Source organism: Corallococcus exiguus (genome assembly GCF_009909105.1).
In the GTDB taxonomy this organism is placed as follows: Bacteria; Myxococcota; Myxococcia; order Myxococcales; family Myxococcaceae; genus Corallococcus; species Corallococcus exiguus.
Genome location: NZ_JAAAPK010000018.1, coordinates 22,395 through 46,445, shown reverse-complemented (window position 1 = coordinate 46,445; position 24,051 = coordinate 22,395). Strand labels below are relative to the sequence as shown.

Annotated in this window: 23 protein-coding genes; 13 read left to right on the top strand and 10 right to left on the bottom strand. The window is 69.6% G+C overall.

The genetic code is table 11. The features are described 5' to 3' along the window. Positions 1-13 precede the first annotated feature (13 nt). The 7 genes from GTZ93_RS40580 (at position 14) to GTZ93_RS40550 (ending at position 5,091) form a co-directional block, all read left to right on the top strand. Positions 14-1,003 carry a WD40 repeat domain-containing protein gene (locus GTZ93_RS40580; protein ID WP_139919513.1) on the top strand — a complete coding sequence of 330 codons (990 nt, stop codon included), beginning with the start codon at positions 14-16 and terminating at the stop codon, positions 1,001-1,003. A 67-nt stretch (positions 1,004-1,070) separates the two neighbouring features. Then, the gene (locus GTZ93_RS40575; protein WP_139919512.1) at positions 1,071-1,781 is read left to right on the top strand and encodes a hypothetical protein; all 711 of its coding nucleotides are present in this window, start codon (positions 1,071-1,073) and stop codon (positions 1,779-1,781) included. A gap of 3 nt (positions 1,782-1,784) precedes the next feature. Next, positions 1,785-1,976, top strand: a complete 192-nt coding sequence (locus tag GTZ93_RS40570; RefSeq protein WP_139919511.1) for a hypothetical protein — start codon at positions 1,785-1,787, stop codon at positions 1,974-1,976. A 16-nt stretch (positions 1,977-1,992) separates the two neighbouring features. Next, positions 1,993-2,487 (top strand): EVE domain-containing protein, encoded by a 495-nt coding sequence (locus GTZ93_RS40565; protein WP_161663341.1) that lies wholly within the window; start codon positions 1,993-1,995, stop codon positions 2,485-2,487. Further along, positions 2,484-3,074 carry a DUF4291 domain-containing protein gene (locus tag GTZ93_RS40560; RefSeq protein ID WP_139922240.1) on the top strand — a complete coding sequence of 197 codons (591 nt, stop codon included), beginning with the start codon at positions 2,484-2,486 and terminating at the stop codon, positions 3,072-3,074. Before GTZ93_RS40565 ends, GTZ93_RS40560 begins: the two co-directional genes overlap by 4 nt. A gap of 51 nt (positions 3,075-3,125) precedes the next feature. Continuing rightward, positions 3,126-4,265 (top strand): bifunctional chorismate mutase/prephenate dehydratase, encoded by a 1,140-nt coding sequence (locus GTZ93_RS40555; RefSeq protein WP_121761202.1) that lies wholly within the window; start codon positions 3,126-3,128, stop codon positions 4,263-4,265. After that, positions 4,258-5,091 carry a prephenate dehydratase gene (locus GTZ93_RS40550; RefSeq protein ID WP_139922238.1) on the top strand — a complete coding sequence of 278 codons (834 nt, stop codon included), beginning with the start codon at positions 4,258-4,260 and terminating at the stop codon, positions 5,089-5,091. Before GTZ93_RS40555 ends, GTZ93_RS40550 begins: the two co-directional genes overlap by 8 nt. Here the strand turns inward: GTZ93_RS40550 and GTZ93_RS40545 are convergent. Then, the gene (locus GTZ93_RS40545) at positions 5,081-6,217 is read right to left on the bottom strand and encodes a 3-deoxy-7-phosphoheptulonate synthase (RefSeq protein WP_120578547.1); all 1,137 of its coding nucleotides are present in this window, start codon (positions 6,215-6,217) and stop codon (positions 5,081-5,083) included. The two genes, GTZ93_RS40550 and GTZ93_RS40545, sit on opposite strands and share 11 nt — an antisense overlap. A 95-nt stretch (positions 6,218-6,312) precedes the next feature. Continuing rightward, positions 6,313-6,879 (bottom strand): tetratricopeptide repeat protein, encoded by a 567-nt coding sequence (locus tag GTZ93_RS40540; protein ID WP_139922236.1) that lies wholly within the window; start codon positions 6,877-6,879, stop codon positions 6,313-6,315. Positions 6,880-7,138: 259 nt separating this feature from the next. Here GTZ93_RS40540 and GTZ93_RS40535 point away from each other — a divergent pair, with 259 nt between their 5' ends. Continuing rightward, entirely contained in the window at positions 7,139-8,746 is a 1,608-nt protein-coding gene (locus tag GTZ93_RS40535; protein WP_139922234.1) for a Na+/H+ antiporter, read from the top strand. A 3-nt stretch (positions 8,747-8,749) separates the two neighbouring features. Here GTZ93_RS40535 and GTZ93_RS40530 read toward each other — a convergent pair whose 3' ends face one another. From GTZ93_RS40530 to GTZ93_RS40515, 4 genes are all read right to left on the bottom strand, one after another. Then, positions 8,750-9,553, bottom strand: coding sequence for an SDR family oxidoreductase (locus GTZ93_RS40530; RefSeq protein WP_139922232.1), 804 nt, complete (start codon positions 9,551-9,553; stop codon positions 8,750-8,752). A 113-nt stretch (positions 9,554-9,666) separates the two neighbouring features. Then, entirely contained in the window at positions 9,667-11,331 is a 1,665-nt protein-coding gene (locus tag GTZ93_RS40525) for a sigma-54-dependent transcriptional regulator (protein ID WP_139922230.1), read from the bottom strand. A 46-nt stretch (positions 11,332-11,377) separates the two neighbouring features. Further along, the gene (locus tag GTZ93_RS40520) at positions 11,378-12,331 is read right to left on the bottom strand and encodes a GGDEF domain-containing response regulator (RefSeq protein WP_139922228.1); all 954 of its coding nucleotides are present in this window, start codon (positions 12,329-12,331) and stop codon (positions 11,378-11,380) included. Between the two features lie 120 nt (positions 12,332-12,451). Then, positions 12,452-12,730 (bottom strand): glutaredoxin family protein, encoded by a 279-nt coding sequence (locus tag GTZ93_RS40515; protein WP_121752205.1) that lies wholly within the window; start codon positions 12,728-12,730, stop codon positions 12,452-12,454. 21 nt (positions 12,731-12,751) lie between these two features. On the opposite strand from GTZ93_RS40515, the gene GTZ93_RS40510 reads away from it, so the two are divergent. Next, positions 12,752-13,948, top strand: a complete 1,197-nt coding sequence (locus GTZ93_RS40510) for a DUF4388 domain-containing protein (RefSeq protein ID WP_139922112.1) — start codon at positions 12,752-12,754, stop codon at positions 13,946-13,948. Positions 13,949-13,957: 9 nt separating this feature from the next. Here the strand turns inward: GTZ93_RS40510 and GTZ93_RS40505 are convergent, their stop codons facing one another. After that, positions 13,958-15,487, bottom strand: coding sequence for a penicillin-binding transpeptidase domain-containing protein (locus GTZ93_RS40505; RefSeq protein WP_139922109.1), 1,530 nt, complete (start codon positions 15,485-15,487; stop codon positions 13,958-13,960). 203 nt (positions 15,488-15,690) lie between these two features. On the opposite strand from GTZ93_RS40505, the gene GTZ93_RS40500 reads away from it, so the two are divergent. Continuing rightward, positions 15,691-16,524, top strand: a complete 834-nt coding sequence (locus GTZ93_RS40500) for an ABC transporter permease (RefSeq protein ID WP_390625032.1) — start codon at positions 15,691-15,693, stop codon at positions 16,522-16,524. Next, positions 16,521-17,432, top strand: a complete 912-nt coding sequence (locus tag GTZ93_RS40495) for an ABC transporter ATP-binding protein (RefSeq protein ID WP_139922105.1) — start codon at positions 16,521-16,523, stop codon at positions 17,430-17,432. The genes GTZ93_RS40500 and GTZ93_RS40495 overlap by 4 nt, the downstream gene beginning before the upstream one ends. Positions 17,433-17,451: 19 nt before the next feature. Here GTZ93_RS40495 and GTZ93_RS40490 read toward each other — a convergent pair whose 3' ends face one another. After that, entirely contained in the window at positions 17,452-17,682 is a 231-nt protein-coding gene (locus GTZ93_RS40490; RefSeq protein WP_120578537.1) for a sulfurtransferase TusA family protein, read from the bottom strand. Between the two features lie 251 nt (positions 17,683-17,933). Here GTZ93_RS40490 and GTZ93_RS40485 point away from each other — a divergent pair, with 251 nt between their 5' ends. Next, positions 17,934-19,892: a DsbA family protein gene (locus GTZ93_RS40485; protein ID WP_139922103.1), complete on the top strand. Its 1,959-nt coding sequence runs from the start codon at positions 17,934-17,936 to the stop codon at positions 19,890-19,892. A gap of 89 nt (positions 19,893-19,981) precedes the next feature. Here the strand turns inward: GTZ93_RS40485 and GTZ93_RS40480 are convergent, their stop codons facing one another. After that, on the bottom strand, positions 19,982-20,368 hold the full coding sequence (locus GTZ93_RS40480; protein WP_120564408.1) for a RidA family protein: 387 nt from the start codon (positions 20,366-20,368) through the stop codon (positions 19,982-19,984). Between the two features lie 79 nt (positions 20,369-20,447). Beyond that, positions 20,448-22,655 (bottom strand): RelA/SpoT family protein, encoded by a 2,208-nt coding sequence (locus GTZ93_RS40475; protein WP_120581530.1) that lies wholly within the window; start codon positions 22,653-22,655, stop codon positions 20,448-20,450. 159 nt (positions 22,656-22,814) lie between these two features. On the opposite strand from GTZ93_RS40475, the gene GTZ93_RS40470 reads away from it, so the two are divergent. Then, complete coding sequence (locus tag GTZ93_RS40470) at positions 22,815-23,993, top strand: FHA domain-containing protein (protein ID WP_161663340.1); 1,179 nt, start codon at positions 22,815-22,817, stop codon at positions 23,991-23,993. Positions 23,994-24,051 lie beyond the last annotated feature (58 nt).

The window sequence follows — 24,051 nt, the reverse complement described above, 5'->3', positions numbered from 1 at the left end:
CGGCCTACACGACATGAGCCAGACAGACCTGACCCGTGCGGTCATCACTCCTGCGAATACGCCCGGCCTGAAGCGTGTGCGGCAGCTGGGTTCCCAGCTCGGCATCGTCCGCTGGGAAAGGCTTTGCTTTGACCCGTCAGGCACCTGGCTGCTCGCGAAAGCCGACTCCCGCCTGCGGTGGTGGAACCTGGACACGGCAACGGACGTCGCCAGCGGCTCGGTGGAGCTGAAGATGGAGCCCACCGAGGCCCTCTTCCACGGCTCGACTCACATCGTGACGGCGGGGCCGCCGGTCGAGGAGGCCGCGGTCACCTGGCGGCCTCGGCTCATGGCCTTGTCCGCGACGGACGGTTCGCTCTGGCGTGAGGAAACCCTCTCCGCGCCCGCCATAGGCCTGGCCATGTCCCGGGACGGCATGTTGCTGGCCATCCTGGAACGTGGCGAGGCCCTCCTCTGGGACGTGGCGGGCTGGAAACGGATTCGTGACCTGCACGGCGCTGAGTGGCACGTCTCGGTCAAGGCGTGCACATTCTCCCGTGACTCTCAATTCGCGGCGGTGGTGGTGACGGATTACGACCACGACCTGGCGTATCTCTACCTCTGGAACCTGAAGGCGAGCTCCCGCCCCTGGGTTCATCCCCTTGGGTTTCGGATCGCGGCGGGCGTTGCATTCCATCCCACGCAGCCTCTGCTGGTTGCGCGAGGCGCCCACGAGGTCGTGGTGATGGATGTGAATGAACGTCGCGTCCTGAAGACGTTCAACGACTACAACTATTACGTGAGCAACCTCGACCTCAGCCCCGACGGGGAACTGATGGTCTCCTCCACTGATTCCTGTGGCCTGGTTGTCCACCACCTCGATACCGGGGAGGTGCTGTTCCACCACTCGGACGACAGTGAACTCCCTACCGGAGATGCGGTCTTCTCACCCGATGGCCGATTCATTGCCTTGGCCCAGGGGGATGGAACCGTGGGTCTGTGGGGTGTGAGCCCCGTGGCTTGACGCTCCAAAACCAGACGTGCCCTGAACCCCTCTGAGGTGGCGGGAAGGCCACTTCAAGGGGGGAAACATGATCAGGCTCATCCGGCCCATCATCGACGGCAACGCCTTGGAGGCCCTGGCCATCTTTGTCGTGGTCCTCGTGGTGTGGTGGGTATTCTCCCTCCTCACCGCGCACACGACTGGCCACGCACGACCGGAGCCAGACGACCCTTCTGGCTCGCCGGGCTACGCGAAGGTGGCGCTGGGGCTTCTCGCGGCGGCGCTGGTGCTGTGGGGGCTGTTCGCGCTCAGCGACAGCGATGGCCCTCCCGCTCCCGAGGGTGGGCTCCTCCACGTCGTGGCCACGGGCCCACAACCTGACCGCGACATCGTCCTGCGCGTGGATGACCAGCCCGTGGCGCCGGTGCTCCACGCCGACCATCACCTCGCGTTTCCGGTCCCCAGCGGTCGACATGCCGTCTTCCTGAAGGACTTGAGCGTCGACAGCTCCCGCGACTTCGAGGTCGATATCCGCGAGGGCGAGGCCCTCGTGCTGTCCGTCCATCCGGACCTTTGCCCCGTGCAGATCGACATGTCGGCCCTGACCTACGGCCAGCCCGCACGCTCCACTCGGACACCGCTGGACGGCGTCTACATCCGGACCCTGCCCGTGGTGGACGTATTCACCCAGACGGAGAGCCCCATTTGGCTTCCTCGGGGAGCGGTCCTCTCCTTCAACGAACTGCCGGATTCACTTTCCCCGGGGTCGAGCGCCAGCATCCTGATTCCCCTTCCCTGATCCATGGCTCAAGACGACCGGACCCTCTGGGCCGAGGCGCGGAAACGCTTCCCGGGACTCGACGACGCGGCCCGGCGTGTGGGCTACACGGAAGCGGATCCCACACGGCGTGAAGTCGCGGCGATGGACGAGGAGCGGGTCTTCGAGCTCTTCAAGCAACAGGGCGCGGCGCTGGCGCAGGAAACGCCCCCCTGAGCTAGGGTGCGCCGCCATGGCGACTCCGCGGTACTGGTTGATCAAGAGCGAGCCCTCCGTCTACGCGTACGCGAAGCTGGAGGAGGACGGCAGGACGGAGTGGACGGGCGTGCGCAGCTTCGAGGCGCGCAACAACATCCGGGCCATGACGCCCGGGGACCTGTGCCTCTACTACCACTCCAATGAGGACAAGGCCGTCGTCGGCGTGGCGTGCGTCCTCTCCAAGCCGGGCCCCGACCCCACCGCCCCCGGCGAGGACTGGGCCTCCGTGGACGTGGGCCCCGTGGTGGCCTTCACCACGCCGGTGCCCCTGGCCACCATCAAGGCCACGCCCGCGCTCAAGGACTTCCCGCTCATCACCCGCAGCCGCCTCAGCGTGACGCCCACCCCCGCGGAGCACTTCGAGCTCGTCCTCAAGATGGGCAAGACAAAGCTCCCGACGACCGCCGCCGCCAAACCCAAGCCGAAGCCGAAGCCGAAGCCGAAAGCCAAACCCAGAGCCCGCCCATGAGCGCAGCCCGCGAAGTCCGCGCCGACTTCGACCGAGCCACCATCGTCGTGTATCAGGCCTACGCGGACGCCATCGCGGACGTGGCCGTGAAGCAGCAGAAGTTCGGCCCGCCCTTCTCCGTGGGCCGGATGACGTGGATCAAACCCAGCTTCCTGTGGCTCATGCACCGCTCCAACTGGGGCCGGAAGAGCGGCCAGGAGCGCACGCTCGCGGTGCGGATCAAGCGCTCCGGCTGGGAGGAGGCCCTGGCCTCCGGCGTCCTCACCGGCTTCGAGCCGAAGGCCCACGGCTCACCGGACGCGTGGCGCAAGGCCTTCGACACCGCACCCGTCCACATCCAGTGGGACCCGGAGCGCAGCTTGCGCGGCGCGGGCCTGCCCCACGACAGCATCCAGGTGGGCTTGAGCCGCGCCGTCATCCAGCGCTTCGTCGATGACTGGACCGTGTCCATCACCGACCTCACGCCCCTGGTCCAGAAGCTGCGCAAGCACCTGGACGACGGCCGCGCGGATCAGGCCACGCGCCACCTGCCGAAGGAGTCCGTCTACCCGGTCCCTTCGGACCTCGCCCGGCGCCTGGAAATGTGACAGCGCGTCAGAGGAGTCCGCGCCTTCGACGCGAGTTGTTATGTTCCGGGCATGGCGGACATCCCTTCCCTGGAGACCCTGCGGACCCAAATCGAGCGCATCGACGAGGACGTCCTCGATGCGCTCCAGCGGCGCATGGCCCTGGCCGACGACGTGGCGCGCGCCAAGCTGGTGACGGCCTGGCCCTTCCGGGATCCGCAGCGCGAGGACCTGCTCCTGCGCAAGCTGCGCGGCCGGGCGGCGGAGCGAGGCCTGGATCCGCACGAAGTGGAGCGCCTCTACCGCGTCATCCTGGACATGTCCGTGGCCCGGCAGCAGGCCCTGGTCACCCGCCTGGACACCACGCCCCTGCGCGTGGGGTACCTGGGCGTCGAGGGCTCCTACAGCCACCTGGCCGCCCGCCAGCGCTACGGCCACCGGCCGGGCGGCGTGCTCCTCGCCGGCTTCGACACCGCCCGCCAGGCCGTGGAGGCCCTCAAGCAGAGTGAGCAGGACGTGCTGCTGCTGCCCATCGAGAACACCACCGCCGGCAGCATGAATGAGACGTACGACGTGCTCGCCGCGGGCGATGGCGTCATCACCGGCGAGGTGGTGAGCCAGGTGGACCACCGGCTGCTGGGCGTGAAGGGCGCGAAGCTGGAGGACCTGCGCGAGGTGCTGTCCCATCCGCAGGCCCTGGCGCAGTGCGAGGACTTCCTGCGCACGCACGTACCCTGGGCCCGCACCGTGCTTGGGCCAGACACCGCCGTCGCCGCGCAGATGGTCGCGGATCGCAATGACAGGACCGTGGCCGCCATCGCCAGCGAGTCCGCGGCGGGCCGCTTCGGGCTCGAGGTGCTCGCCAGCGACCTGCAGCCCGGCTCGGACTTCACGCGCTTCGTGGAGGTCTCGCGCCAGCCCACGCCGCTCGCGCCGGACGTGCCGTGCAAGACGTCGCTGCTGGTGGTGTTGGAGCATCGCCCGGGCACGCTGGGCCAGGTGCTGCAGCGGCTCACGCAGCGCGGAGTGAACCTCTCCAAGCTGGAGTCGCGCCCCATCCCCGGTGCGCCGTGGAAGTACCGCTTCTATCTGGACGTGGAGGGCCACGCCGCGTCCGCCTCGGTAACGGCCGCGCTGGAGGACCTGCGCCCGCTCACGTCGTCCCTGCGCGTGCTGGGCACGTACCCGCGCGCGGAGCCCATCGATGGCTGACGCCGCCCCCCGCCGCATCGCCTTCCAGGGTGAGCGCGGCGCGTACGGCGACGAAGCCACGGGCGCGCTCTTCGGCGCCTCCGTGACACGCATCCCCTGCCCCACCTTCCGCGCTGTCTTCGAGGCCGTCGCCGAAGGCACGGTGGACGGTGGCGTGGTGCCCATGGAGAGCGCGCTCGCCGGGCCTGTGGCGGAGGTGGTGGACCTGCTCCTGGAGTTCACCCCGGCCCTCTCCGGCGAGCTGCGCCTGCCCGTGCGTCACTGCCTGCTCGCGCCGCCGGGCCGCACGCTGGAGGGCCTCACACGCGCGCTGTCCCATCCGCAGGCGCTGGCGCAGTGCGGAGGCTGGCTGCGAAAGCACCACCTGCACCCCATGCCCGAAGCGAACACCGCCGTGGCGGCGCGCCGCGTGGCACAAGAGTCGCTGGAGGGCACGGCGGCCATCGCCAGCCGGACCGCGGCGGAGCTCTACGGCCTCACCGTGCTGGCGGAGGGCATCGCGGACTCGCCGGACAACGCCACCCGCTTCCTCGCGGTGGGCCCGGCCGTGCCGCCCAACCTGGGCTCGCGGTGGAAGACGTCGCTGGTGCTCACGCTCGACGACGGCCCTGGCGCGCTCGCGGGCGTGCTCACGGCCTTCGCCGCGCACGGGGTGAACGTCGCGCGGCTGGAGTCGAGGCCCGGCGGCGTCCGCGCCTGGGACTACCGCTGGTGCCTGGACGTGGACGGCGCGGTGGACTCCGCGCCGGTGAAGTCAGCCCTGGGCGAAGCCCGGAGCATGTGCACGTCGCTCCGGGTGCTGGGCAGCTACGCGCTCAGCGACTGACGGCCTTGGCCGGAGCGGCGGCCTGCGTCCCGTCGCCGTTGCTCACGGCCTCCGTGTACGCGGCGCGCACGATGTTCGTGTAGCGCTGGAGGGCGCCCAGCTGCTCCAGGCGCAGCGCCTGCGGCCCGTCGCACAGCGCCTTCTCCGGCGTGGGGTGGAAGTCCACCAGCACCATGGACGCGCCCGCGATGAGGCCCTGGCCAATGGCGTGGAAGATGTCCGGCAGCCCGTCCGGCGGGGCCTCCGCGCGGCCAATCGCGTGCGAGGGGTCCACGCACACCGGCATGCGCGTGAGGCGGCGCACCACCGGCACGTGCGCGAAGTCCACCATGTTGCGGTGCGGGTCGCCCAGGTGCGTCTTCACGCCGCGCAGGCAGAAGACGATCTTGGGGTTGCCCTCGCTCGCCACGTACTCGCACGCGTTGAGGGACTCCTCCAGCGTGATGCCCATGCCGCGCTTGAAGAGCACCGGGAAGGCGTGCTGCTGACCAATCTGCTTGAGCAGCTCGAAGTTCTGCGCGTTGCGCGTGCCCACCTGGAGCATCACGCCCGTGGGCGCCCCCGACTTCTTCAGCGCGTCGTTGATCTCGTCGATGTGGCGCGGGTGCGTCACCTCCATCGCGACGACCTTGATGCCGTGCTTGCCCGCGGAGTCGAACACCCAGGGCAGGCACTTCGCGCCCAGGCCCTGGAACTCGTACGGGTTGGTGCGCGGCTTGTACGCGCCCATGCGCGTGGTGTTGATGCCGCAGCGAGCGAGCGCCGCCATCATCGCGTCCACGCTCTCCAGCGAATCCACCGCGCACAGCCCGGCGAACAGGTTCACCGAGTTGTCGCCGAAGCTGACGCCGTTGTACTCGAAGCCCGCCGTCGTGCGCTGGCCACCGTGTCGGCCGATGATGCGGTACTTCTGCGAGACGCGGACCACCTGGCGCACGCCGGGCAGCTGCTGGAACGGCTCCAGCGGCACCTGCGACGTGGAGCCCAGCAGATACAGCTCCGTGATGGTGGACTCGGCGCCCTGGACGACGTGGGCACGCGGGGTGACGCCCTCGTACTGCGAAGCGAGTTGGAGGACGGCGTTCACGACGGATTCCGGGGAATCCGGCTCGAGCATCACGATCATGCGGGGGGTTCTCCTGGTGGGGGGCCGCTTCGGCATTCAACACCGGCATCCCGCCCTTTCCCTCCGCATTTGTATGGAATTTGACGCGAGGCGCCTCAGGAGGAGGCGGGGCGCAGCCGGGTCGCCAGCAGGGTGTAGTGCTCCTGCTGGGTAGAGTCACCCAGGTGCTCCCACACGTCGGCCAGGGCCTTGGCCGCCTCCACGTAGGCAGGGGACAGCTCCAGCGCCAGTTCGAAGACCTGGCGGGCCAGCCGGTACCGGGCCTTGTCCGGCCGCCGGCCCTGGGTCAGCAGCGCGTTACCCAGGTGGTAGACCTCGATGGCGGCGGCCTCGCGGTAGCCGGGGGTGGGGTTGAGTTGCACCGCCCGGTGCATCAGGAGGGAGGCGGCTTCGGGCTCTCCCAGTTCCAACTGGCAGAGGGCCGCCTCGCGGTGGGGGTCCGCCGCGGAGGGATCCAGCTCGATGGCGCGCTGGAAGCCCTTCAAGGCCTCGTCGGTACGCCCCAGCTGCTTGAGGGCGAAGGCCTTCGAGGTGAGCGCGGGGAAGTGGCGCGGATCCACGGCGAGGACCTGCTCGAACGACTGGAGCGCGGCCTCGTGGTTGCCGGACATGGAACGGTGGACGCCCTCGTTGAACGACGCCAACAGCAACGACCTGGACATCTTCGGTTCCCCCATCGGACAGGGTTCGCAAGGCCGCGCGCTTCACGCGGCCCGAAAGCGCAAGCCTGTCACCGGGGGCCCACGCCTCGCAAAGGTGCGCCCCTTCCCCGGCTGATGGCACCCATCGCGTTCGGCTGATGACGCGGGCGGCCTCCCGCATGACGCAGGTTTCCGTCGTCCGGAATTCGCCACTGTCCCCAGCCGGCCCTCCTGCGCTACGTCGCCGGAAGTCCAGGGTGGACTCCTCCCCGAGGCCCTCATGCTGGTGTTCGAGATCGTCATCGCGCTGCTGCTGGGAGGCGCGGGACTGGCGGCGCTGTCCCGGCGGCTTGGCACGCCCTACCCCGCACTGGTGGCGCTCGCCGGGGCGGTCCTGGCGCTCGTGCCGGGCAGTCCGGAGCTGGTGTTGGATCCGGAGCTGGCGCTCACCCTGTTCGTCGCGCCGGTGCTGCTGGACGCGGCGTTCGACGCGTCGCCTCGCGACCTGCGCGCGAACTGGCGGCCGGTGGCGAGCCTGGCCCTGGGGGCGGTGGTGCTCACGGTCATCGCCGTCGCGGTGGCGGTGAAATGGATGGTGCCGGCGATGCCCTGGGCCGCGGCCATCGCGCTGGGCGCCATCGTCGCGCCTCCGGACGCGGCGGCGGCCACGGCGGTGCTGAAGCAGCTCAAGCCCCCGCACCGGCTGATGGTCATCCTGGAGGGCGAAAGCCTCTTCAACGACGCGAGCGCCCTGCTCATCTACCGGCTCGCGCTGGGGGCCGTGGCCGCGGGCGGCGTGCTGGGTTGGAGCGCGGTGCCCACGCTGCTCGTCGTCACGGTGGCCAGCGTGCTCCTGGGCGTCGTGCTGTCGCGGGTGAGCCTGCGCATCAACGCCAGCGTCGAGGACGTGTCCACGGCGGTCATCACCCAGTTCGGCAGCACGTTCGCGGTGTGGATCCTCGCGGAGCGGCTGCACCTGTCCGGCATCCTGACGACGGTGGTCTACGCGATGACCATCTCCCGCACGGCCTCCGTGGTGACGCCCGCGCGGATCCGCATCCCGTCCTACGCGGTGTGGGAGGTGGCGACATTCGTGTTGAACGTGCTGGCCTTCGTGCTCGTGGGCTTCCAGTTGAAGGGCATCGTCGCGCGCTTCGACCGGGAGACGTGGCTGGAGTACGGCGCCATCGCGGCGGTGGTGACGGGCGCGGCCATCCTCGCGCGCATCGCCTGGGTGATGGGGGCGGCGGCGTTCAACCGTTGGAGACAGCGCAAGTCGAAGTCCAGCCCCGTCACGCTCTCGCCGAGCGCGGCCGTGCTGGTGGGCTGGTGCGGGATGCGAGGCATCGTGACGCTCGCGGCGGCGCTGGCGCTGCCCACGGGAGGCGAAGGCGGCCCGCCCTTCCCCTACCGGGACCTCATCCTCTTCACGTCCTTCTCCGTGGTGCTGGGGACGCTCGTGGTGCAGGGGATGACGCTCAAGCCCCTGATGACGCGGCTGAAGCTGGACGACGACGGCGAGGTGGACCACGAGGTGCGGCTCGCCCGGGTGGAGACGCTGCGCGCCGGGCTGGAGGCCACGAACGAGTCCGAAGGCACGGAGATGGCGACCCTCGTTCGCCGCAGGTACGAACTGCAGCTGCGGCGCGCGCGCCAGCTCCTGGATGAACACGCCCTCATGGGCTCCGCGAGTCCCAGCTCTCCCTGGGGGCCGCCCACCGCGGACGCGGAGACGGTGCGCACCGCGATGGCCGCGGGACGGCGGAAGCTGGCGGAGCTCCGGGCGAACGGCACCATCGGGGACGCGGCATTCCAGCAGGTGGAGCAGGAGCTGGACTGGTCGGAGCTCGACCTGCAACAGCTCCTGAGGGCGGAGTCACCCGAGTAGTTCTCAGCCGCGCGCTTCCTCCTCCATCGCCGCGAGGAAGCCCGTGGTGAAGTCCGGGTAGCGCGGCGTCCAGCCCAGGGCCTCCAGCTTCGCGGCGCTGATGGCGCGGTCGCCGCGCAGCGATTCATGGAGGGACTCGAAGGGCACGCGCGGCGGCATGGGGAGGCCCAGCTGCTGACAGAGCCACGAGGCCGTCTCCTCCTGCGTCGCGGGGCGGCGGTCGGCCACGCAGTACACCTCCCCAGGAGCGCCGCGTTCGAGCACCACGCGCACCGCGCCCACCAGGTCGTCCACGTGGATGCGCGACAGCCGTCCTCCACCCGAGTCAGGGATGCGCAGCGTGCCCGCCTTCAAGCGTCCGGACGTGCCGCGCCCCGGGCCGTAGATGCCCGAGATGCGCATGACGCTCGCACCCAGGGGGAGGAAGAGGTCCTCTGCCTCCAGGCGTGCGCGGGAGACCGTGGAGGTATTGTCGACCGGCGTGGACTCATCCACGTGTCCGCGAGCGGAGCCATAGACGCCCGTGGAAGACAGGTAGACGAGCCGGGCGGGACGCGAGCGGGACAGTGCTTCCGCGAAGCGGGCATCCAACCCGGCCTCCGGAGGAACGGAGGTCACGACGTGCGCGCCCTCTACCCGTGACAGCGCGTCGTCAATCGACACGACGTGGACACCCGCGCTCTCCAGCACCGAACGGCGAGCGGCGTCCCGAGTCGTGGCCAGGACCTCCCGGCCCGAGCGGGCCTCCGCCACCGCGAACCGCGTGAGCGTGTAACCACAGCCAAGCAGGAGGAGCGGAGCGGTCATGGCCTCCGCGATACCGGGCAACGCCCGCCCCGCGCAAGGCCCACGCCCAAAGTGAACGGCCCTCCTCCCGTCATCCGGAAGAAGGGCCGTCATTTCACGTTGTCAGTCGCGGCCTAGAACTCCGCGCTCGCGCGAGGGTCGATGATGCCGCACTCCTTGATCTTGTAGAGCAGCGCCTTGTAGCTGATGCGCAGCTTGCCCGCCGCGCGGCGCTTGTTCCACGCGGTGCGCTGGAGCATCGCGAGGATGGCCTCGCGCTCCGCGAGCATCGCCGCGCGCTTGCCGATGTCCTTGAGCGACAGCTCCCCGGCCGGAGGCGGCGGAGGCGGAGGCTGCGGAGCATCGAACGGGTTCGCGTAGCGCTGCGGCGCCACGGCGTTGAACGGCGTTGCATCCGTCATCACCGGCGGAGGCGTCATCACCACGCCGCGCGCGGGCATCTCCAGCACCTGCACACCGGCGCCCGAAGCCGTCGCGTGCGCGGATGGAGGAGCCGCGAAGACGCGAGCGGACTCGTCCACGTAGCGCGACGGAGGCGGGCTGAACTCGTCCCCACCGCCGAACGACGTGGGCAGCGACGGGGCGCTCGCCGGAGCACGGCCACCGGCGCGGATTTCATCCAGCACCAGGGTCGGGTCCTTCAGCACGCACAGCCGGCGCACCATGTTCTCCAGCTCGCGCACGTTGCCCGGCCACTCGTAGTCGCTGAACGCGTGGAGCACCTCCGAGGGCAGCTCGGACACGTTCGTCATGAAGCCCTTGCCGTACTTCTTGAGGAAGTGGTCGGTGAGCGGCACCACGTCCTCGCGGCGCTCGCGAAGGGGCGGCAGGCGGATGGCCACCACGTTGAGGCGGTAGTACAGGTCCTCGCGGAAGTTGCCGAGCGCGATCTCCTTCTCCAGGTCGCGGTTCGTCGCCACCACCACGCGGCTGTCCACGCGGACGCTCTTCTTGCCGCCGACGCGGAAGAACTCCTCGTCCTGCAACACCTGGAGCAGCTTCGCCTGGAGGCGGATGGCCATCTCGCCAATCTCGTCCAGGAAGATGGTGCCCTGATCCGCCAGCTCGAACTTGCCCGGCTTCTCCGCCGTGGCGCCCGTGAAGGCGCCGCGCTCGTGGCCGAACAGCTCGCTCTCCAGCAGCTCGCCCGGCAGCGCCGCGCAGTTCACCTTGATGAACGGCCGGCCATGGCGCTGGCTGCGCGCATGGATTTCCCGGGCAATCACTTCCTTGCCCGTGCCGGACTCACCCAGCAGCAGCACCGGCACGTCCGTGTCCGCGATGCGCTCCACCAGCGCACGCGCGCGGCGCATGGCCGGCGACGTGGAGATGAGCACGCGGGCCTCCGCCGCGGCCTCGGCGGGCGTCAACACCACGCGGGGCGCGGGCGCGGTCGCCTGCCGCTCCGGAACGCGGGTCCCCAGGGCGCGCGCGAGCACGTCCTGCAGCTCGTCGTTGCCAAAGGGCTTCGCCAGATAGTCGGAGGCGCCCATCTTCATCGCGCGCACCGCGTCGTCAGCGCCCGACAGCGCGCTCAACACGATGACCGGAGCCGCGCCGCCCGTGCTCCGGTAGCGGCGCAGCACCTCCAGACCACTCATCTCCGGCATCACCACGTCCAGCAGCACCGCGTCGAACGAGCCGCCAGAGAGCATCTCCAGCGCCTGCGAACCGCTCGAAGCACAGCGCACCTGGTACCCCGAGCTCCCCAGCAGCTCGGAAAGGAACGTGCGCACCGACTCCTCGTCATCCACCACCAGCACCGCGATCCGATCCATCCCCACGCCTCCGCTCGCCCTGTGCATCAAACCCTCGTGAACTGAATCAAACCGACATCAGACGGGCTGGACCGGCTGCCCGCCGAAGCTCGCGTGTACGCCTCAAGGTCTGCAGTGCCGCGGCCAACAGCTGGGTGGGAGCCCCCACCGTGTCCGGGAAGCTCACCGCTCCCAGCTCCAGCGACGTACGCACCACGCGACCCTCCATCTGGAACCGGGCGGCCTCGAACCGGGCCTCCACCCGGGCCAGCACCTCCGGCACCGACTCCGCCGGCGTGCCCGGCAGCAGCATGGCGAACTGACTGTCGCCCACCCGCGCCACCGCGTCCGCCTCGCGCACCGTCTGCCCCAGCACCACCGCGCTGTAGACGAGCAGCCGCTCCGCCATGCTCTTGCCGTGCTCCTTGCGAAGCGCGCTCCAACCCGTCACCTCCGCCGCCACCACCGAGAATGTCCCGCCGTAGCGCTCCGTCCGCCGTGCCTCCAGCCCGATGAGGGCCAGCAGGAAGGGCCGGTTGTAGAGCCCCGTCACGGGGTCGTGCAGCGCCAGCGCCGTGCCGGCCTCTTCACCCGCGGCCGCGCGCTCCACCGACTGCTTGAGCCGCATCTGCGCGTGCAGCTTCATGGACAGCTCCGCGCCATCCACCGTGCGAGGCACCACGTCCACGCACTGCCCCTTCTCCACGCAGAAGCGCCACGCGTCCCGGTCGTGCGAATCCACCAGGTACATCATCGGCACCGTGCCCTTGCCCACCTGACGCAGGCGCCGCGCCGTCTGGATCGCCGCGTAGTCCGGCGGCTGCGCGGCCAGCAGTACGGCATCCGGACGGATCACCTCGAACAACGGCACCGCCGCGTCGAAGCGCGTCAGGGGCACCACTCGGAAACCAGCCTCCCCCAGGAGCGCCCGGGTGCGCTCCAGGTCCTCCGCGCGAGGCTCCACCAGCAGCACCGTAGGCGGCTGGCCCGACTTTCCCGCTCCCTTGCGCTTCACACCCACCGCCGTGCCCTCCCTTCCAGCATTTTCTGCCCCGCCACCCTGCCCGCCTGCCCAGATTTACAGCCCCGCTACTTTCGCGCCCTCCGTATCCCCTTGGATTTCTTAGGGAAGGGCACTTCGTTACCCATCCTGGCCCACGGTTTTAGCAATGGGTATGCCATTCATCACCTCGCGGATCCGGACTTCCAGGGTCTCCGCGTCGACCCGGTGCTTGAAGGCGGGCACCCCATCAATGAGGACCACGGGGATGTCGTAACGCCAGGCCTCGAAGAGGTCCGGGCTCTGGAGGATGTCGGTGACGTAGAGCTCGAACGGCAGCCGGGTCCGCACCTCTTCGACCACGGCAATGGCCTTCACACAGAGGGAACACCGGGGTTTCGAGTAGATATCGACTCGCATGCGTTGCAGGATGGGCGCTCGATGCGCGGCGTGTGTGGTGATTTTTCGACGATGCCCCTCAAGGACCTGGTCGTCCACCTCGGGAATCGCCGGGCCACCGGCACCCTGAACGTGGAGCGGGGAGACGTGCGCAAGCAGCTCTTGCTGCGCGACGGCAACGTCATCACCGCCAGCTCCAACCAGCCCCGCGAGTACTTCGGCCAGTTCCTGATCAACCAGGGTCACCTGACGGAGGATCAACTGGAGCGCGCGTTCTCCACGCAGGCGGAGACGCACATCCTGCTGGGGAAGATCCTGATCATGACGGGCACGGTGTCGGAAGCCACCGTGCGCACGGTGCTCTCCCACAAGTTCCGGGAGATGCTGCTGGACGCCTTCACGTGGGAGGAAGGCGGCTTCGACTTCCGCCCCACGGACGATGCGCCAGAGCTGGAGGGCCTGGACGTCAGCGTGGACCTGCTGGACGTGCACCGCGAGGGCGAGTTCCGAGAGACGGCCTGGCAGGCCATCCGCGCGGTGTTCCCTTCCGGCCGCGTGCGCCTGGAGGTGGACGAGCGCAAGCTGACGGACCGCAAGGCCGGCAGCATGGACGAGCGCATCGTGCAGCTCGCGAAGGAAGGCCTCAGCATCGACGGCATGGCGCTGGCGCTGCACGCCACCGACTTCTTCCTCTACCAACGGCTGTACGCGCTCTACCGCCAGGACGCGCTGCGGGTGTCCGACGAAGCGCCCCTGCCCTCCCCGGATCCCGGCGCGCCCACCGTCGTCGTGGTGGAGGAGGACGACGAGGACGCCCTGGACTCCGGCGGCGTCATCGGCTCCGAGTCCTCCTCCGACGAGGTGCTCCAGGCCGCCCAGCTCTTCCTGGACGCGGGCAACCTGCGCGACGGCGAGGCGCTGGCCCGGCGCGCGCACGAAATCGCGCCCAGCGAGCACACCACGAAGCTGCTGCGCGAAGCGGAAGGCAGGCTGCTCGCGGAGCTGCGCAAGGCGCTGATGGAGCCGTCGCGGGTGCCGGCGCTGATGGTGACGCCCGCGCACCTGAAGACGCTGCCCCTCACGTCACCGGAGCGCTACCTGCTGTCGCGCATCGACGGGCGGCGGGACGTGGCCGCCATCGTGCACGTGTCGCCCCTCCAGGAGCTGGAGGCCCTGAAGTTCTTCCAGGGCTTCGTGGCCACGGGGCTGGTGAAGCTCACCGCGCGTCCGCTGTCCTGACGTCCCGCTTCAGTGCTTGCCGGCGGCGCCCGCGGGGGCCGTCAACTCCACCGGCGCGGGGATGCGCTCCAACGCCAGGCGCAGGGCCTCGCGGCCCAGGTAGGAGCCGCGGATGCGCCACTTCGGGTCATTCACGATGAGGGCGGCCACGGCCACGCGCGGGTTGTCCTTGGGCGCGAAGCCCACGAACCACGAGTAGTCGCGGAAGGGCTCGCGGTCCGCGAGCGTGCCCGTCTTGCCCACCGCATCCTTCACCTGGAAGCCGCGCTCACGGAAGACGCCGCGCGCGGTGCCGTGGGTGACGGTCTCCTCCAGCATCCGCGTGAGCTCATGCGCGGCGGTGGGGGTGAGTACGGGCTCCGGCTCCGGCAGGGGCATGAAGGGCTCCGGCTCCACCAGCACGGGGTCCACCCAACGGCCCTCGTTGGCGGCCACCGACGCCAGCAGCGCGCCGTGCAGCGGGGACAGGTACACGTCGCCAAAGCCCGCGCCGGTGTTGGCGAGCGCGAAGCCGTCCTCCGGGATGTACGCGAGCGACACGTCCAGCGGCTGCGCGAAGGGAATCTCGCGGTTGAAGCGCAGGCGCGCCGCCATGCGCTTGAGGGAGTCCGCAGTCAGGTGCTTGCTGGTCATCTTGGCGAAGATGACGTTGGCGCTCTTGCCCATGGCCAGCGCCAGCGAATAGCAGGCGCCGTCGCGCTCGGTGTCCTCCAGCTGCCGCTCGTTCAGCCGACGCTTGCCGCCGTGGAAGCAGGCCTCGGTGTCGGCCGACACGCCGGCCTCCAGGAGCGCGCTGCCGGTGACGATCTTGAAGATGCTCGCGGCCGGGTACACCGCGCGGATGGGCAGCCCGCGAAGCTCCGGCTTCGCCTCCGAGTGCTCCGCCATCGCGAGCACGCGGCCGGTGGAGGGCTCCAGCACCACCGCGGCGCCGTAGGGCACCTGGTAGTTCTGCATGATCTTCGTGAGCGACGCCTGGAGGCCAGGGTCGATGGTGAGCACCTGATCCGGCGCGTTCTTGCCGCCCTTCACCACCAGCTTGTTGCCCTCCAGCTTCGCGCGGGCCACCAGGTCCTGCGCGCGCGGCAGCCCCTGGAGCTTGCCGAACGGCGGCGCCTTCTCCCGCGAGGGCACCGGCATCGGAGGCACCATCCCGGGCTCCAACGCGGCGGCGTCCTTCGAAGCCAGCGCCTCCGCCAGCGCGCGGGCATCCACCGGGCGCGAATCCTCGGGCGGAGTGACCGCCACGGCTTCACCGGCGGTCCCGGAATCTGGAGCCTGCGCGACGCTCGCGGAGCCCCCCGCGTCCAGCGAAGCTGACTGGGCGCGCTGCTCGGCCTCCACCTTCTCCACCAGCGCACGGGCGCCCACGGGCCCCGCGTCCGTTCCCAGGGCGCTCACCGACTGCGCCAGCACCTGGGCATCCGACGGGGCGGCGGGTGACGGCGCGGTGTTCGCGTCCGGCCCGGGCGCGGAGGCGCCCAGGAGCAGCGTGAGGGGGAACAGCGGCAGGGCGGCGAAGAGGCGGCGAATCGTCATGCGTCGGGGCTCTCCTTGGGGGGCAGGGAGCAAGCCGCCGGATCCTAGTCGCTGAGAGCGCGCTGTCCACGGCTTGCCTCCTCGACTGCTGCCTTCGTCCGCGAGAAACCTGGGAAGGTGCCCGGAGGTCCAGTAGGGTCCTGTGCACCTTGGACGGACTCAAAGAGACATTGGTGATCTGGGCAGCCGAGCTGCGTCGGGCCATGAAGAGCGGCCGGGCCATCGTGCTGCTCGGCCTCTACAGCATGTTCTCCGCGCTGGTGCTGCTCGTGGTGGGCTTCGTCACCCGGGAGCTGCAGGCCCAGGTGAACGCGAAGCTCGCCGAATCCGGCGGGGACTCGGAGATGGCCGCGCAGGCCGCGGAGCAGATGCACCAGGGGGTGCTGGGCTTCCTCGCCAGCAACGACGCCGCGATGATGGAGGCGCTGGCGAAGGTGCCCATCGTGGTGCTCATCGTCTTCAAGATCACCCTCTTCTTCCTGCCCGCCTACGTCGCGCTGATGGGCTTCGACCAGGTGAGCGGCGAAGTGGGGCCGCGCTCCATGCGCTATCTCACGGTGCGCGCGCGCCGCTCGTCGGTGCTCCTGGGCAAGTTCCTCTCCCAGGCCACGCTGCTGGTGGGGCTGGTGCTGATCATCGACCTGGCCATCTTCATCTACGCGCGCATCATCAACGACGACTTCGCCTTCGGCGTGCTGGTGCTCAACCTCCTGAAGTTCTGGAGCGCCACCGTCGTCTTCTCGCTCGCGTACGTGTCCCTCACCACCCTGTGCTCCAGCCTCTTCCGCAGCCCCGCGGTGAGCCTGGTCTTCAACTTCATCCTGCTCTTCGTCTTCTGGCTGATGGACTCCGTGGGGCGCTCCGTGAGCGAGGAGAACGTGCTGCGCTTCCTGCGCTACCTGTCCCCGTCGTACTACTCGGGCAACCTGCTGCACCCGAAGCTCGCCGAGTTCGCCATGAGCGGCGCGGCCTACGCGGCCTTCGCGGCCGTCTTCCTCTTCGGCGCCTACGGCGTCCTGCGCGCGAGGGACCTGTGAGCGACCTGGCCATCCAGCTGAACAACGTCTCCAAGCACTTCGGCCCCAAGGTCGCCGTCAACGCGGTGAGCCTCCAGGTGCGGCAGGGCGACGTCTTCGGTCTCATCGGCCCGAACGGCGCCGGCAAGACGACCACCTTCTCCATGATGTGCGGCTACCTCTACCCGTCCGAGGGCTCGCTCCAGGTGATGGGCGTGTCCCCCACCGCGCCCGGCGCCCTCAAGGGCCGTGTGGGCGCGCTGCCCCAGGACGCGGTGCTGCCCCCCGGCTGGGAGGTGGGCGCGCTGCTCATGTACTGGGCCCGCCTGTCGGACCTGCCCCAGCCCGAGCACGAGGCCCGCGGCGCCCTGGAGAAGGTCGGCCTGATGGAGGCTTGGAAGGTCCAGACCCAGGCGCTCAGCCACGGCATGGCCAAGCGCGCCGCCATGGCCCAGGCCCTGATGGGCCGCCCGCCGCTCGTCCTGTTGGACGAGCCCACCGCCGGCCTGGATCCGCGCATCGCCGCGCAGGTGCGTCAGATCATCAAGGACATGAAGGGCACGCAGACGGTGGTCGTCTCCAGCCACAACCTCCAGGAGCTGGAGGAGCTGTGCGACGCGGCCGCCATCCTCGACAAGGGCTCGCTCGCGCAGGTCGGCACCATGTCGGAGCTCACCGGCCAGGGCGCCGAGTTCCGCGTCCAGATCGCCCGGGGCGACGTCATCATCCCCGAAATCACCTCCCTGCCCGGCGTCACCGACGCGCGCATGGAGGGCACGGATGTGCTGCGCGTGCGCTTCGACGGCCAGGCCCACAAGGCCGAGGAGGTCATCAGCCACACCGTCGGCCACCTCATCCAGCACCAGGTGCTCATCCTCGGCGTCAGCCGCGGCCGCCGCCTGGAGGACCGCGTCCTTCAGCTGCTGTAGGCCCGCGCCCCACGGACGCTCACCCCGCCTTGCGCACCCAGCCCACATAGTGGGTTCCCCTGCGCTCCATGCGGACGAGCTCGTTGCCCGTCGCGTCGCACCACGCGGGCAGGTCCGCCTCCAGCCCGCGGTCGGTGGAGACGAGCTCCACCAGCGTCCCGGGCGGCAGGCGGCGCATCGCCTTGGCAATCTCCAGGATGGGCACCGGGCAGAGGGCCCCGGACGTATCCACGCGCACACCGGCTTCCATTCGCGTGCATCCTGTCATGGGGCCTGGAACCCCGCCTGCCAAAGCGACACGACACGCGCGCTGAGAGGGAATTTTGCTGTCCCCAACGTCGTTGTCCGCCCCTTCGAGGCCTCTGGATAACGGGCGGACGCAGGCGGTCATCGCGGCTTGCGTGTCTGGAATTCCCTCTGTTAAGTACCCCGCCCTTTCCCTACCCAGACACCCGCTTGGGGCCCGGAGTCGGACCTATGGCGCAGGAGCATTCCCAACCCATGAAGCCCAATGTCATCGTGGCCCTGCTGGTCGGCCTGGTGCTCGGGTTCGTTGGCGGCCGTGCCGCCACCGGCTCGAAGCCCTCCACCGGCAATACGCCCTCCATCGCGCAGGCGGCGAACAAGCCCGCGGCGCGCGCCGTGGACCCCACCGTCTTCAAGGTGCCCGTCGAAGGCGCCCCGACGAAGGGCAGCGTCAACGCGCTCGTCACCATCGTGGAGTTCTCCGACTACGAGTGCCCGTTCTGCAGCCGCGCGCACAACACCGTCGAGCAGCTCCTGAAGGACTACGGCAACAAGCTGCGCGTCGTGATGCGCCAGAACCCGCTGTCCTTCCACCCGCACGCCAAGCCCGCGGCCCTCGCGGCGCTCGCGGCCGGTGAGCAGGGCAAGTACTGGGACATGCACAACCTGCTCTTCGCCAACAACAAGAAGCTGGATGGGGAGAGCCTGGAGGGCTACGCCAAGCAGATCGGCCTGGACGTGGCGAAGTGGAAGGTGGACATGGCGGACGAGCGCCTGGGCGCCACCATCGACAAGGATCAGGCCCTGGCCCAGCAGATGGGCGCCAGCGGCACGCCGGCCTTCTTCATCAACGGCCGCTTCCTCTCCGGCGCGCAGCCCATCGACAACTTCAAGGCCCTCATCGACGAGGAGCTCGCCAAGGCCGAGGGCCTGGTGAAGAGCGGCATCGCGCCGTCGCAGGTGTACGCGCGCACCATCGAGAAGGGCGTCGAGCGCGCCCCGTCCCGCCCCGCCCAGCAGCAGGCGGAGCCCGCCGCCGCCGCGAAGAAGGTGGAAGTCCCCGCGGACTCCCCCTCCTTCGGCCCGGCCACCGCGAAGGTGACCATCGTCGAGTGGTCCGACTTCGAGTGCCCGTTCTGCAGCCGCGCGGTGCCGACCCTGAACAAGATCAAGGAGACCTACGGCAAGGACGTGCGCGTGGTGTTCCGCCACCAGCCGCTGCCCATGCACTCGCACGCGAAGATCGCGGCGCAGGCCTCCATGGCCGCCCACGAGCAGGGCAAGTTCTGGGAGATGCACGACAAGCTCTTCGCCAACCAGCGCGCCCTGGAGCGCGGTGACCTGGAGAAGTACGCCCAGGAGCTGGGCCTGGACATGAACAAGTTCAAGGCCGCCCTGGAGTCGAGCAAGATCTCCGCGAAGGTGGACTCGGACTCCTCCGCGGGCATGGCGGTGGGCGCCAACGGCACGCCGGCCTTCTTCATCAACGGCCGCTTCCTCTCCGGCGCGCAGCCCTTCGAGGCCTTCAAGCCCCTCATCGACCAGGAGATCGCCAAGGCCGACAAGGCGCTCGCCGCCGGCACCAAGGCGGAGGACCTCTACGCCAAGCTGAACCAGGACAACGTGAACGCCGCTCCGGCCGCCCCCGCGGCGCCCGCCGAGCCGGAAGTGCAGAAGGTGGAGGTGGGCAACGCCCCGGTGCGTGGCCCGAAGAACGCGCCCGTCACCATCGTCGCCTGGTCCGACTTCGAGTGCCCCTTCTGCAGCCGCGCCGTGCCGACCATCGAGCAGGTGGAGAAGGTCTACAAGGGCAAGGTCAAGTTCGCCTTCAAGCACCAGCCCCTGCCCTTCCACCAGAACGCGAAGCTCGCCGCCGTGGCCTCCATGGCCGCGAACGAGCAGGGCAAGTTCTGGGAGATGCACGACAAGCTCTTCGCCAACCAGCGCGCGCTGGACCGCGCCAGCCTGGAGAAGTACGCCCAGGAAATCGGCCTGAACGTGAACAAGTTCAAGACGGACCTGGAGTCGGGCAAGTTCGACAAGCAGATCGAGGCGGACATGGCGGATGGCTCCTCCAAGGGCGCCAACGGCACCCCGACGTTCTTCATCAACGGCCGCACGCTGGTGGGTGCGCAGCCCTTCGAGGCCTTCAAGAAGGTCATCGACGAGGAGCTGAAGAAGGCCGGCGTCGCGATGGCGGCGGAAGCGAAGTAGCCCTCCCCCGCTGTTGAAGCACAAAGGCCGTCGGCTCCCTCAGCGGGAACCGGCGGCCTTCGTGTTTCCAGCGAGTCCCTGGTGCGGCGTCAGGAGACGGCGATGGCGTCGATCTCCACCTGGGAGCCGCGCGGCAGCGCGGACACCTGCACGGTGGCGCGGGCCGGCGGCGAGCCGGAAAAGGCGCGGGCGTACACCTCGTTCACCTTGGCGAAGTCACCCAGGTTGGTGAGGAAGATGGTGCAGCGCACGACGTGGCTGAAGTCCAGGCCGCTGGCGGCGAGCACGGCCTGCAGGTTCTTCATCACCTGCTCGGCCTGCGCGACGACGTCACCGGGGACCAACTCCATCGTCTTCGGATCCAGGGGAATCTGGCCGGACAGGAACGTCATCTTCCCGGCGTCCACCTGCACGGCCTGGGAGTAGGGGCCAATCGCCTTGGGGGCGTCGTCGGAGTGGATTGCCTTGCGCGCCATGCAGCACACCTCGCGTTGCGGCGGCCCCCAAGGAGGACGGGGGCCGCGGGTCCGCCGCGGGCTGTAGCACAGGACAGGGCTAGATTCGCTCGACCGAGTAGACGCCCGTCAACCGCTCGATGGAGCGCATCAGGTCCGTCAGCTGCTTGAGGTCGGAGATGGTGACCTCGAAGGTGTTCACCGCCCGGTCGTCGCCGGTGGCCCGGCAGTTCGCCTGGGAGATGTTGACGCTCTTCTTGGAGAACGTGTTGGTGATGTCCGCCAACAGGCCCGGCCGGTCCGCTGTCAGCACGCGCAGCGTGACGGGCCGCTTGAAGTCGCCCTTCACGTCCCAGGACACGTCCACGCGCCGCTCGGGGTCCGTGGCCAGGGCCTTCTCACACCCCACCGTGTGCACCGTCACGCCCCGCCCCCGGGTGATGAACCCCGCGATGGGGTCTCCGGGAACGGGGTTGCAACAGCGCCCGAAGCGCACCAGCACGTCGTCCACGCCGCCAATCTGGACGCCGCTGCGGCTGTTGCGCCCGACCAGCCGCTTGGCCAGGTCCGTCATGCGCGACAGGCCCGGCAGCATGGACGCGTTCGCCCCCGTACCGTTGCCGTCCGTGGGACGCGGAGGCGGCTCCGCCTGCGCCAGCTTCTCCTGCGGCACCAGGCGCATCACCAGCTGCTGCGGCGTCACCTTGCCGTAGCCGATGGCGACCAGCATGTCGTCCTCGACGCGGAAGCCCAGCTCCTCGGCGACCTTCTTCACCTCGCCGGAGCGCACCAGCTTGTTGAAGTTGAGCTGGAAGCGCTTGAACTCGCGCTCCACCAGCTCACGGCCCAGCTGCAGGCTCTTGTCGCGCTGCTGCTGCTTGATGAAGCCGCGGATGCGCTGCTGCGCGCGGCTCGTCTTGACGAAGGTGAGCCAGTCCTTGGACGGGTGCGCCTGCGGGCTGGTGAGCACCTCCACCGTGTCGCCGTTCTTCAGCTTGTAGCGCAGGGGAACAATCTTGCCGTTCACCTTGGCGCCCACGCACCGGCCGCCCACGTCCGAGTGGATGGCGTACGCGAAGTCCACCGGCGTCGCGCCGCGCGGCAGGCTGCGCACGTCGCCCTTGGGCGTGAAGACGAAGACTTCGTCGGTGAAGAGGTCGACCTTCACCGTCTCCAGGAACTCCTTGGGGTCCTTGAGGTCCTGCTGCCACTCCATCAGCTGGCGCAGCCAGGCGAACTTCTCGTCGTCCTTGGAGATGGGCGCGCGGCCTTCCTTGTAGGCCCAGTGCGCCGCGATGCCCTCTTCGGCGATCTTGTGCATCTCCGAGGTGCGGATCTGCACCTCCACGCGCTCGCTCAACGGACCAATCACCGTGGTGTGCAGGGACTGGTACATGTTGGGCTTCGGGATGGCGATGAAGTCCTTGAAGCGCCCGGGCACCGGCTTCCACATCTGGTGCACCATGCCCAGCGCCTCGTAGCAGGAGGGCACCGACGGCGCGATGATGCGGAACGCGATGATGTCGTGGATCTGATCGAAGTCGATGCCCTGCGACTTGATCTTCTTCCAGATGCTGTAGACGTGCTTGAAGCGCCCGCTGACGTCGCCCTTGAGGCCCCGCTCCTGGAGCTTGGCGCGCATCAGGTCGCAGGTGTCCTCGATGTACGCCTCGCGCTCCTTCTTGCGCTTGTTGAGCTGCTCCTCCAGCGCGAAGAATTCCTGGGGCTTCACGTAGCGGAAGGACAGGTCCTCCAGCTCCGTCTTGATCCAGGAGATGCCCAGGCGGTTGGCCAGGGGCGCGTAGATGTCCAGCGTCTCCTGTCCGATGCGGGCCTGCTTCTCCTCGGACATGTGATCCAGCGTCCGCATGTTGTGCGTGCGGTCCGCCAGCTTCACGAGGATGACGCGGATGTCCTGCGCCATCGCGATGATCATCTTGCGGAAGTTCTCCGCCTGCTTCTCCTCCTGGGAGAGCGTCGCGGACGCGGAGAACTTGGACAGCTTCGTCACGCCGTCCACCAGCTGGGCGACCTCCGGACCGAACAGCTCCGTGAGCTCCTCCGCCGTGGCGAGCGTGTCTTCGATGGTGTCGTGGAGCAGGCCGGTGACGATGGACGCCTCGTCCAGCTTCAGCTCCGCGAGGATGCCCGCCACCTCCAGCGGGTGGACGAGATAGGGCTCTCCCGACTTGCGGAGTTGCCCTTGATGGACCTTGGCCGAGTAGACGTACGCCTTCTTGATGATGTCCAGGTCGGGGTCCGGGTGGTACGACGCAACCCGCTGCAGGATGTCGTTCAGGCGAATCATCGAGGCGGTGACAATCGTAACTGCCTCAAACAGCAGGGGCAACGTTACCCTGGAACATCGCGTGCCCCGCCGGGTCCTGGAGGCCCGGGCGCCCTGGAAATTGGTCCGAGGCTTTCGTTGACCCGGCGTTTCACGCCCCCCTAGATTGGCCCTCTGCCCATGTCTCAGCTTCTGCTGTCCGCGCTCCCGGTGGTCTGCCCGAATTGTGACGGTTTCAACCCGGCACGCTCGGCCACCTGCGCACTGTGCGGCCAGGCGATGGAAGAGGCCGCTCCGGCCCCCCGTCCGGCGGCCACGACCCCGCCCCGGCCGGTGACGCCGCCCCCTGGCGCGGGCCGTCCCGCCGCCGTCTCCAGCTTCACGCGCCCGGGCGAGCCCTTCGCGCCCCCCACGCCGCCTCCGCCGCCCAGCGCGGTGCCGCCCGGGCTCAAGCTTTCCGCGCGCACCCCGCCGCCCACCGCCGCCCAGGGGCTGATGGTGGAGGCCCGCCGGGCCGCGCCGCCGGCCACGGGGACGCCGCCTCCTCCCCGAGCAGGCTACGGGCCGGCCCTGCCGCCCGCGAACACCCGCCCGCCTCCGCCCGTGCCGGACAACGCCCTGCCCCCTCGCGGCGGTACGGGAGCCACGGCGCCGGTTCCGGCGGGTACGCCCCCCGCGACGACGGGCGCCACGGCGCGTCCTCCGCCCGTGGCGTCGCGCTTCGGGTTGGCGGTGATCGCCGGGACGACGCGCGGCCAGCGCTACAAGCTGCCGGTGACGGGCTGCGTGGTGGGCCGCCAGCGCGGCGCCATCCTCTTCCCGGACGACGTCTTCGTGTCGCCGCTGCACGCCACCTTCCTGGTGAAGGACGGCGCCCTCTACGTGCGCGACGAGTCGAGCGCGTCGGGCGTCTACGTCACCTTCGCCGGCACGGAGCCGCTGGCGCCGCGAGCCCTCTTCAGCGCGGGCCAACGGCTGTTCCGCTTCACCGGCCGCGTGGAGTCCCCCGCACCCGTGGCGGGCCGGCCCACCCCGTATGGTTCGCCCGCGCCGCTCGGCCAGGCGCTGTACGGCGTGGAAGAGGTTCACATGGGTGGCAGGGCGGGCCGCGCGGTGGTGACGGCCGCGGCGCTGCTCACCATCGGACAGGCCCACTGCGACCTGGCGTACCCGAATGACGAGGGGCTCGCCGGCCGGCACTGCGAGCTGAGCCCCACGGCGACCGGCGCGATGCTGCGCGACCTCTCTGGCGGCCTGGGCACCTTCGTGCGCATCCCGCCCGCGACGGAGCGGCCCCTGCGTCCGGGCGACCGCGTCCGCCTGGGCCAGCACGTCATGCAGGTGGAGACGCTGGGCTGACGGGAAGCGGCCCGCGCGGCACCGGGCCGAGTCGGTCCGGGCCGGGTACTACCGGCAC

Coding starts and splice junctions, on each gene's coding strand:
- GTZ93_RS40580 (WP_139919513.1), top strand. CDS start 14: ATGAGCCAGACAGACCTGACCCGTGCGGTCATCACTCCTGCGAATACG.
- GTZ93_RS40575 (WP_139919512.1), top strand. CDS start 1,071: ATGATCAGGCTCATCCGGCCCATCATCGACGGCAACGCCTTGGAGGCC.
- GTZ93_RS40570 (WP_139919511.1), top strand. CDS start 1,785: ATGGCTCAAGACGACCGGACCCTCTGGGCCGAGGCGCGGAAACGCTTC.
- GTZ93_RS40565 (WP_161663341.1), top strand. CDS start 1,993: ATGGCGACTCCGCGGTACTGGTTGATCAAGAGCGAGCCCTCCGTCTAC.
- GTZ93_RS40560 (WP_139922240.1), top strand. CDS start 2,484: ATGAGCGCAGCCCGCGAAGTCCGCGCCGACTTCGACCGAGCCACCATC.
- GTZ93_RS40555 (WP_121761202.1), top strand. CDS start 3,126: ATGGCGGACATCCCTTCCCTGGAGACCCTGCGGACCCAAATCGAGCGC.
- GTZ93_RS40550 (WP_139922238.1), top strand. CDS start 4,258: ATGGCTGACGCCGCCCCCCGCCGCATCGCCTTCCAGGGTGAGCGCGGC.
- GTZ93_RS40545 (WP_120578547.1), bottom strand. CDS start 6,217: ATGATCGTGATGCTCGAGCCGGATTCCCCGGAATCCGTCGTGAACGCC.
- GTZ93_RS40540 (WP_139922236.1), bottom strand. CDS start 6,879: ATGTCCAGGTCGTTGCTGTTGGCGTCGTTCAACGAGGGCGTCCACCGT.
- GTZ93_RS40535 (WP_139922234.1), top strand. CDS start 7,139: ATGCTGGTGTTCGAGATCGTCATCGCGCTGCTGCTGGGAGGCGCGGGA.
- GTZ93_RS40530 (WP_139922232.1), bottom strand. CDS start 9,553: ATGACCGCTCCGCTCCTCCTGCTTGGCTGTGGTTACACGCTCACGCGG.
- GTZ93_RS40525 (WP_139922230.1), bottom strand. CDS start 11,331: ATGGATCGGATCGCGGTGCTGGTGGTGGATGACGAGGAGTCGGTGCGC.
- GTZ93_RS40515 (WP_121752205.1), bottom strand. CDS start 12,730: ATGCGAGTCGATATCTACTCGAAACCCCGGTGTTCCCTCTGTGTGAAG.
- GTZ93_RS40510 (WP_139922112.1), top strand. CDS start 12,752: ATGCGCGGCGTGTGTGGTGATTTTTCGACGATGCCCCTCAAGGACCTG.
- GTZ93_RS40505 (WP_139922109.1), bottom strand. CDS start 15,487: ATGACGATTCGCCGCCTCTTCGCCGCCCTGCCGCTGTTCCCCCTCACG.
- GTZ93_RS40500 (WP_390625032.1), top strand. CDS start 15,691: ATGAAGAGCGGCCGGGCCATCGTGCTGCTCGGCCTCTACAGCATGTTC.
- GTZ93_RS40490 (WP_120578537.1), bottom strand. CDS start 17,682: ATGGAAGCCGGTGTGCGCGTGGATACGTCCGGGGCCCTCTGCCCGGTG.
- GTZ93_RS40485 (WP_139922103.1), top strand. CDS start 17,934: ATGAAGCCCAATGTCATCGTGGCCCTGCTGGTCGGCCTGGTGCTCGGG.
- GTZ93_RS40480 (WP_120564408.1), bottom strand. CDS start 20,368: ATGGCGCGCAAGGCAATCCACTCCGACGACGCCCCCAAGGCGATTGGC.
- GTZ93_RS40475 (WP_120581530.1), bottom strand. CDS start 22,655: ATGATTCGCCTGAACGACATCCTGCAGCGGGTTGCGTCGTACCACCCG.
- GTZ93_RS40470 (WP_161663340.1), top strand. CDS start 22,815: ATGTCTCAGCTTCTGCTGTCCGCGCTCCCGGTGGTCTGCCCGAATTGT.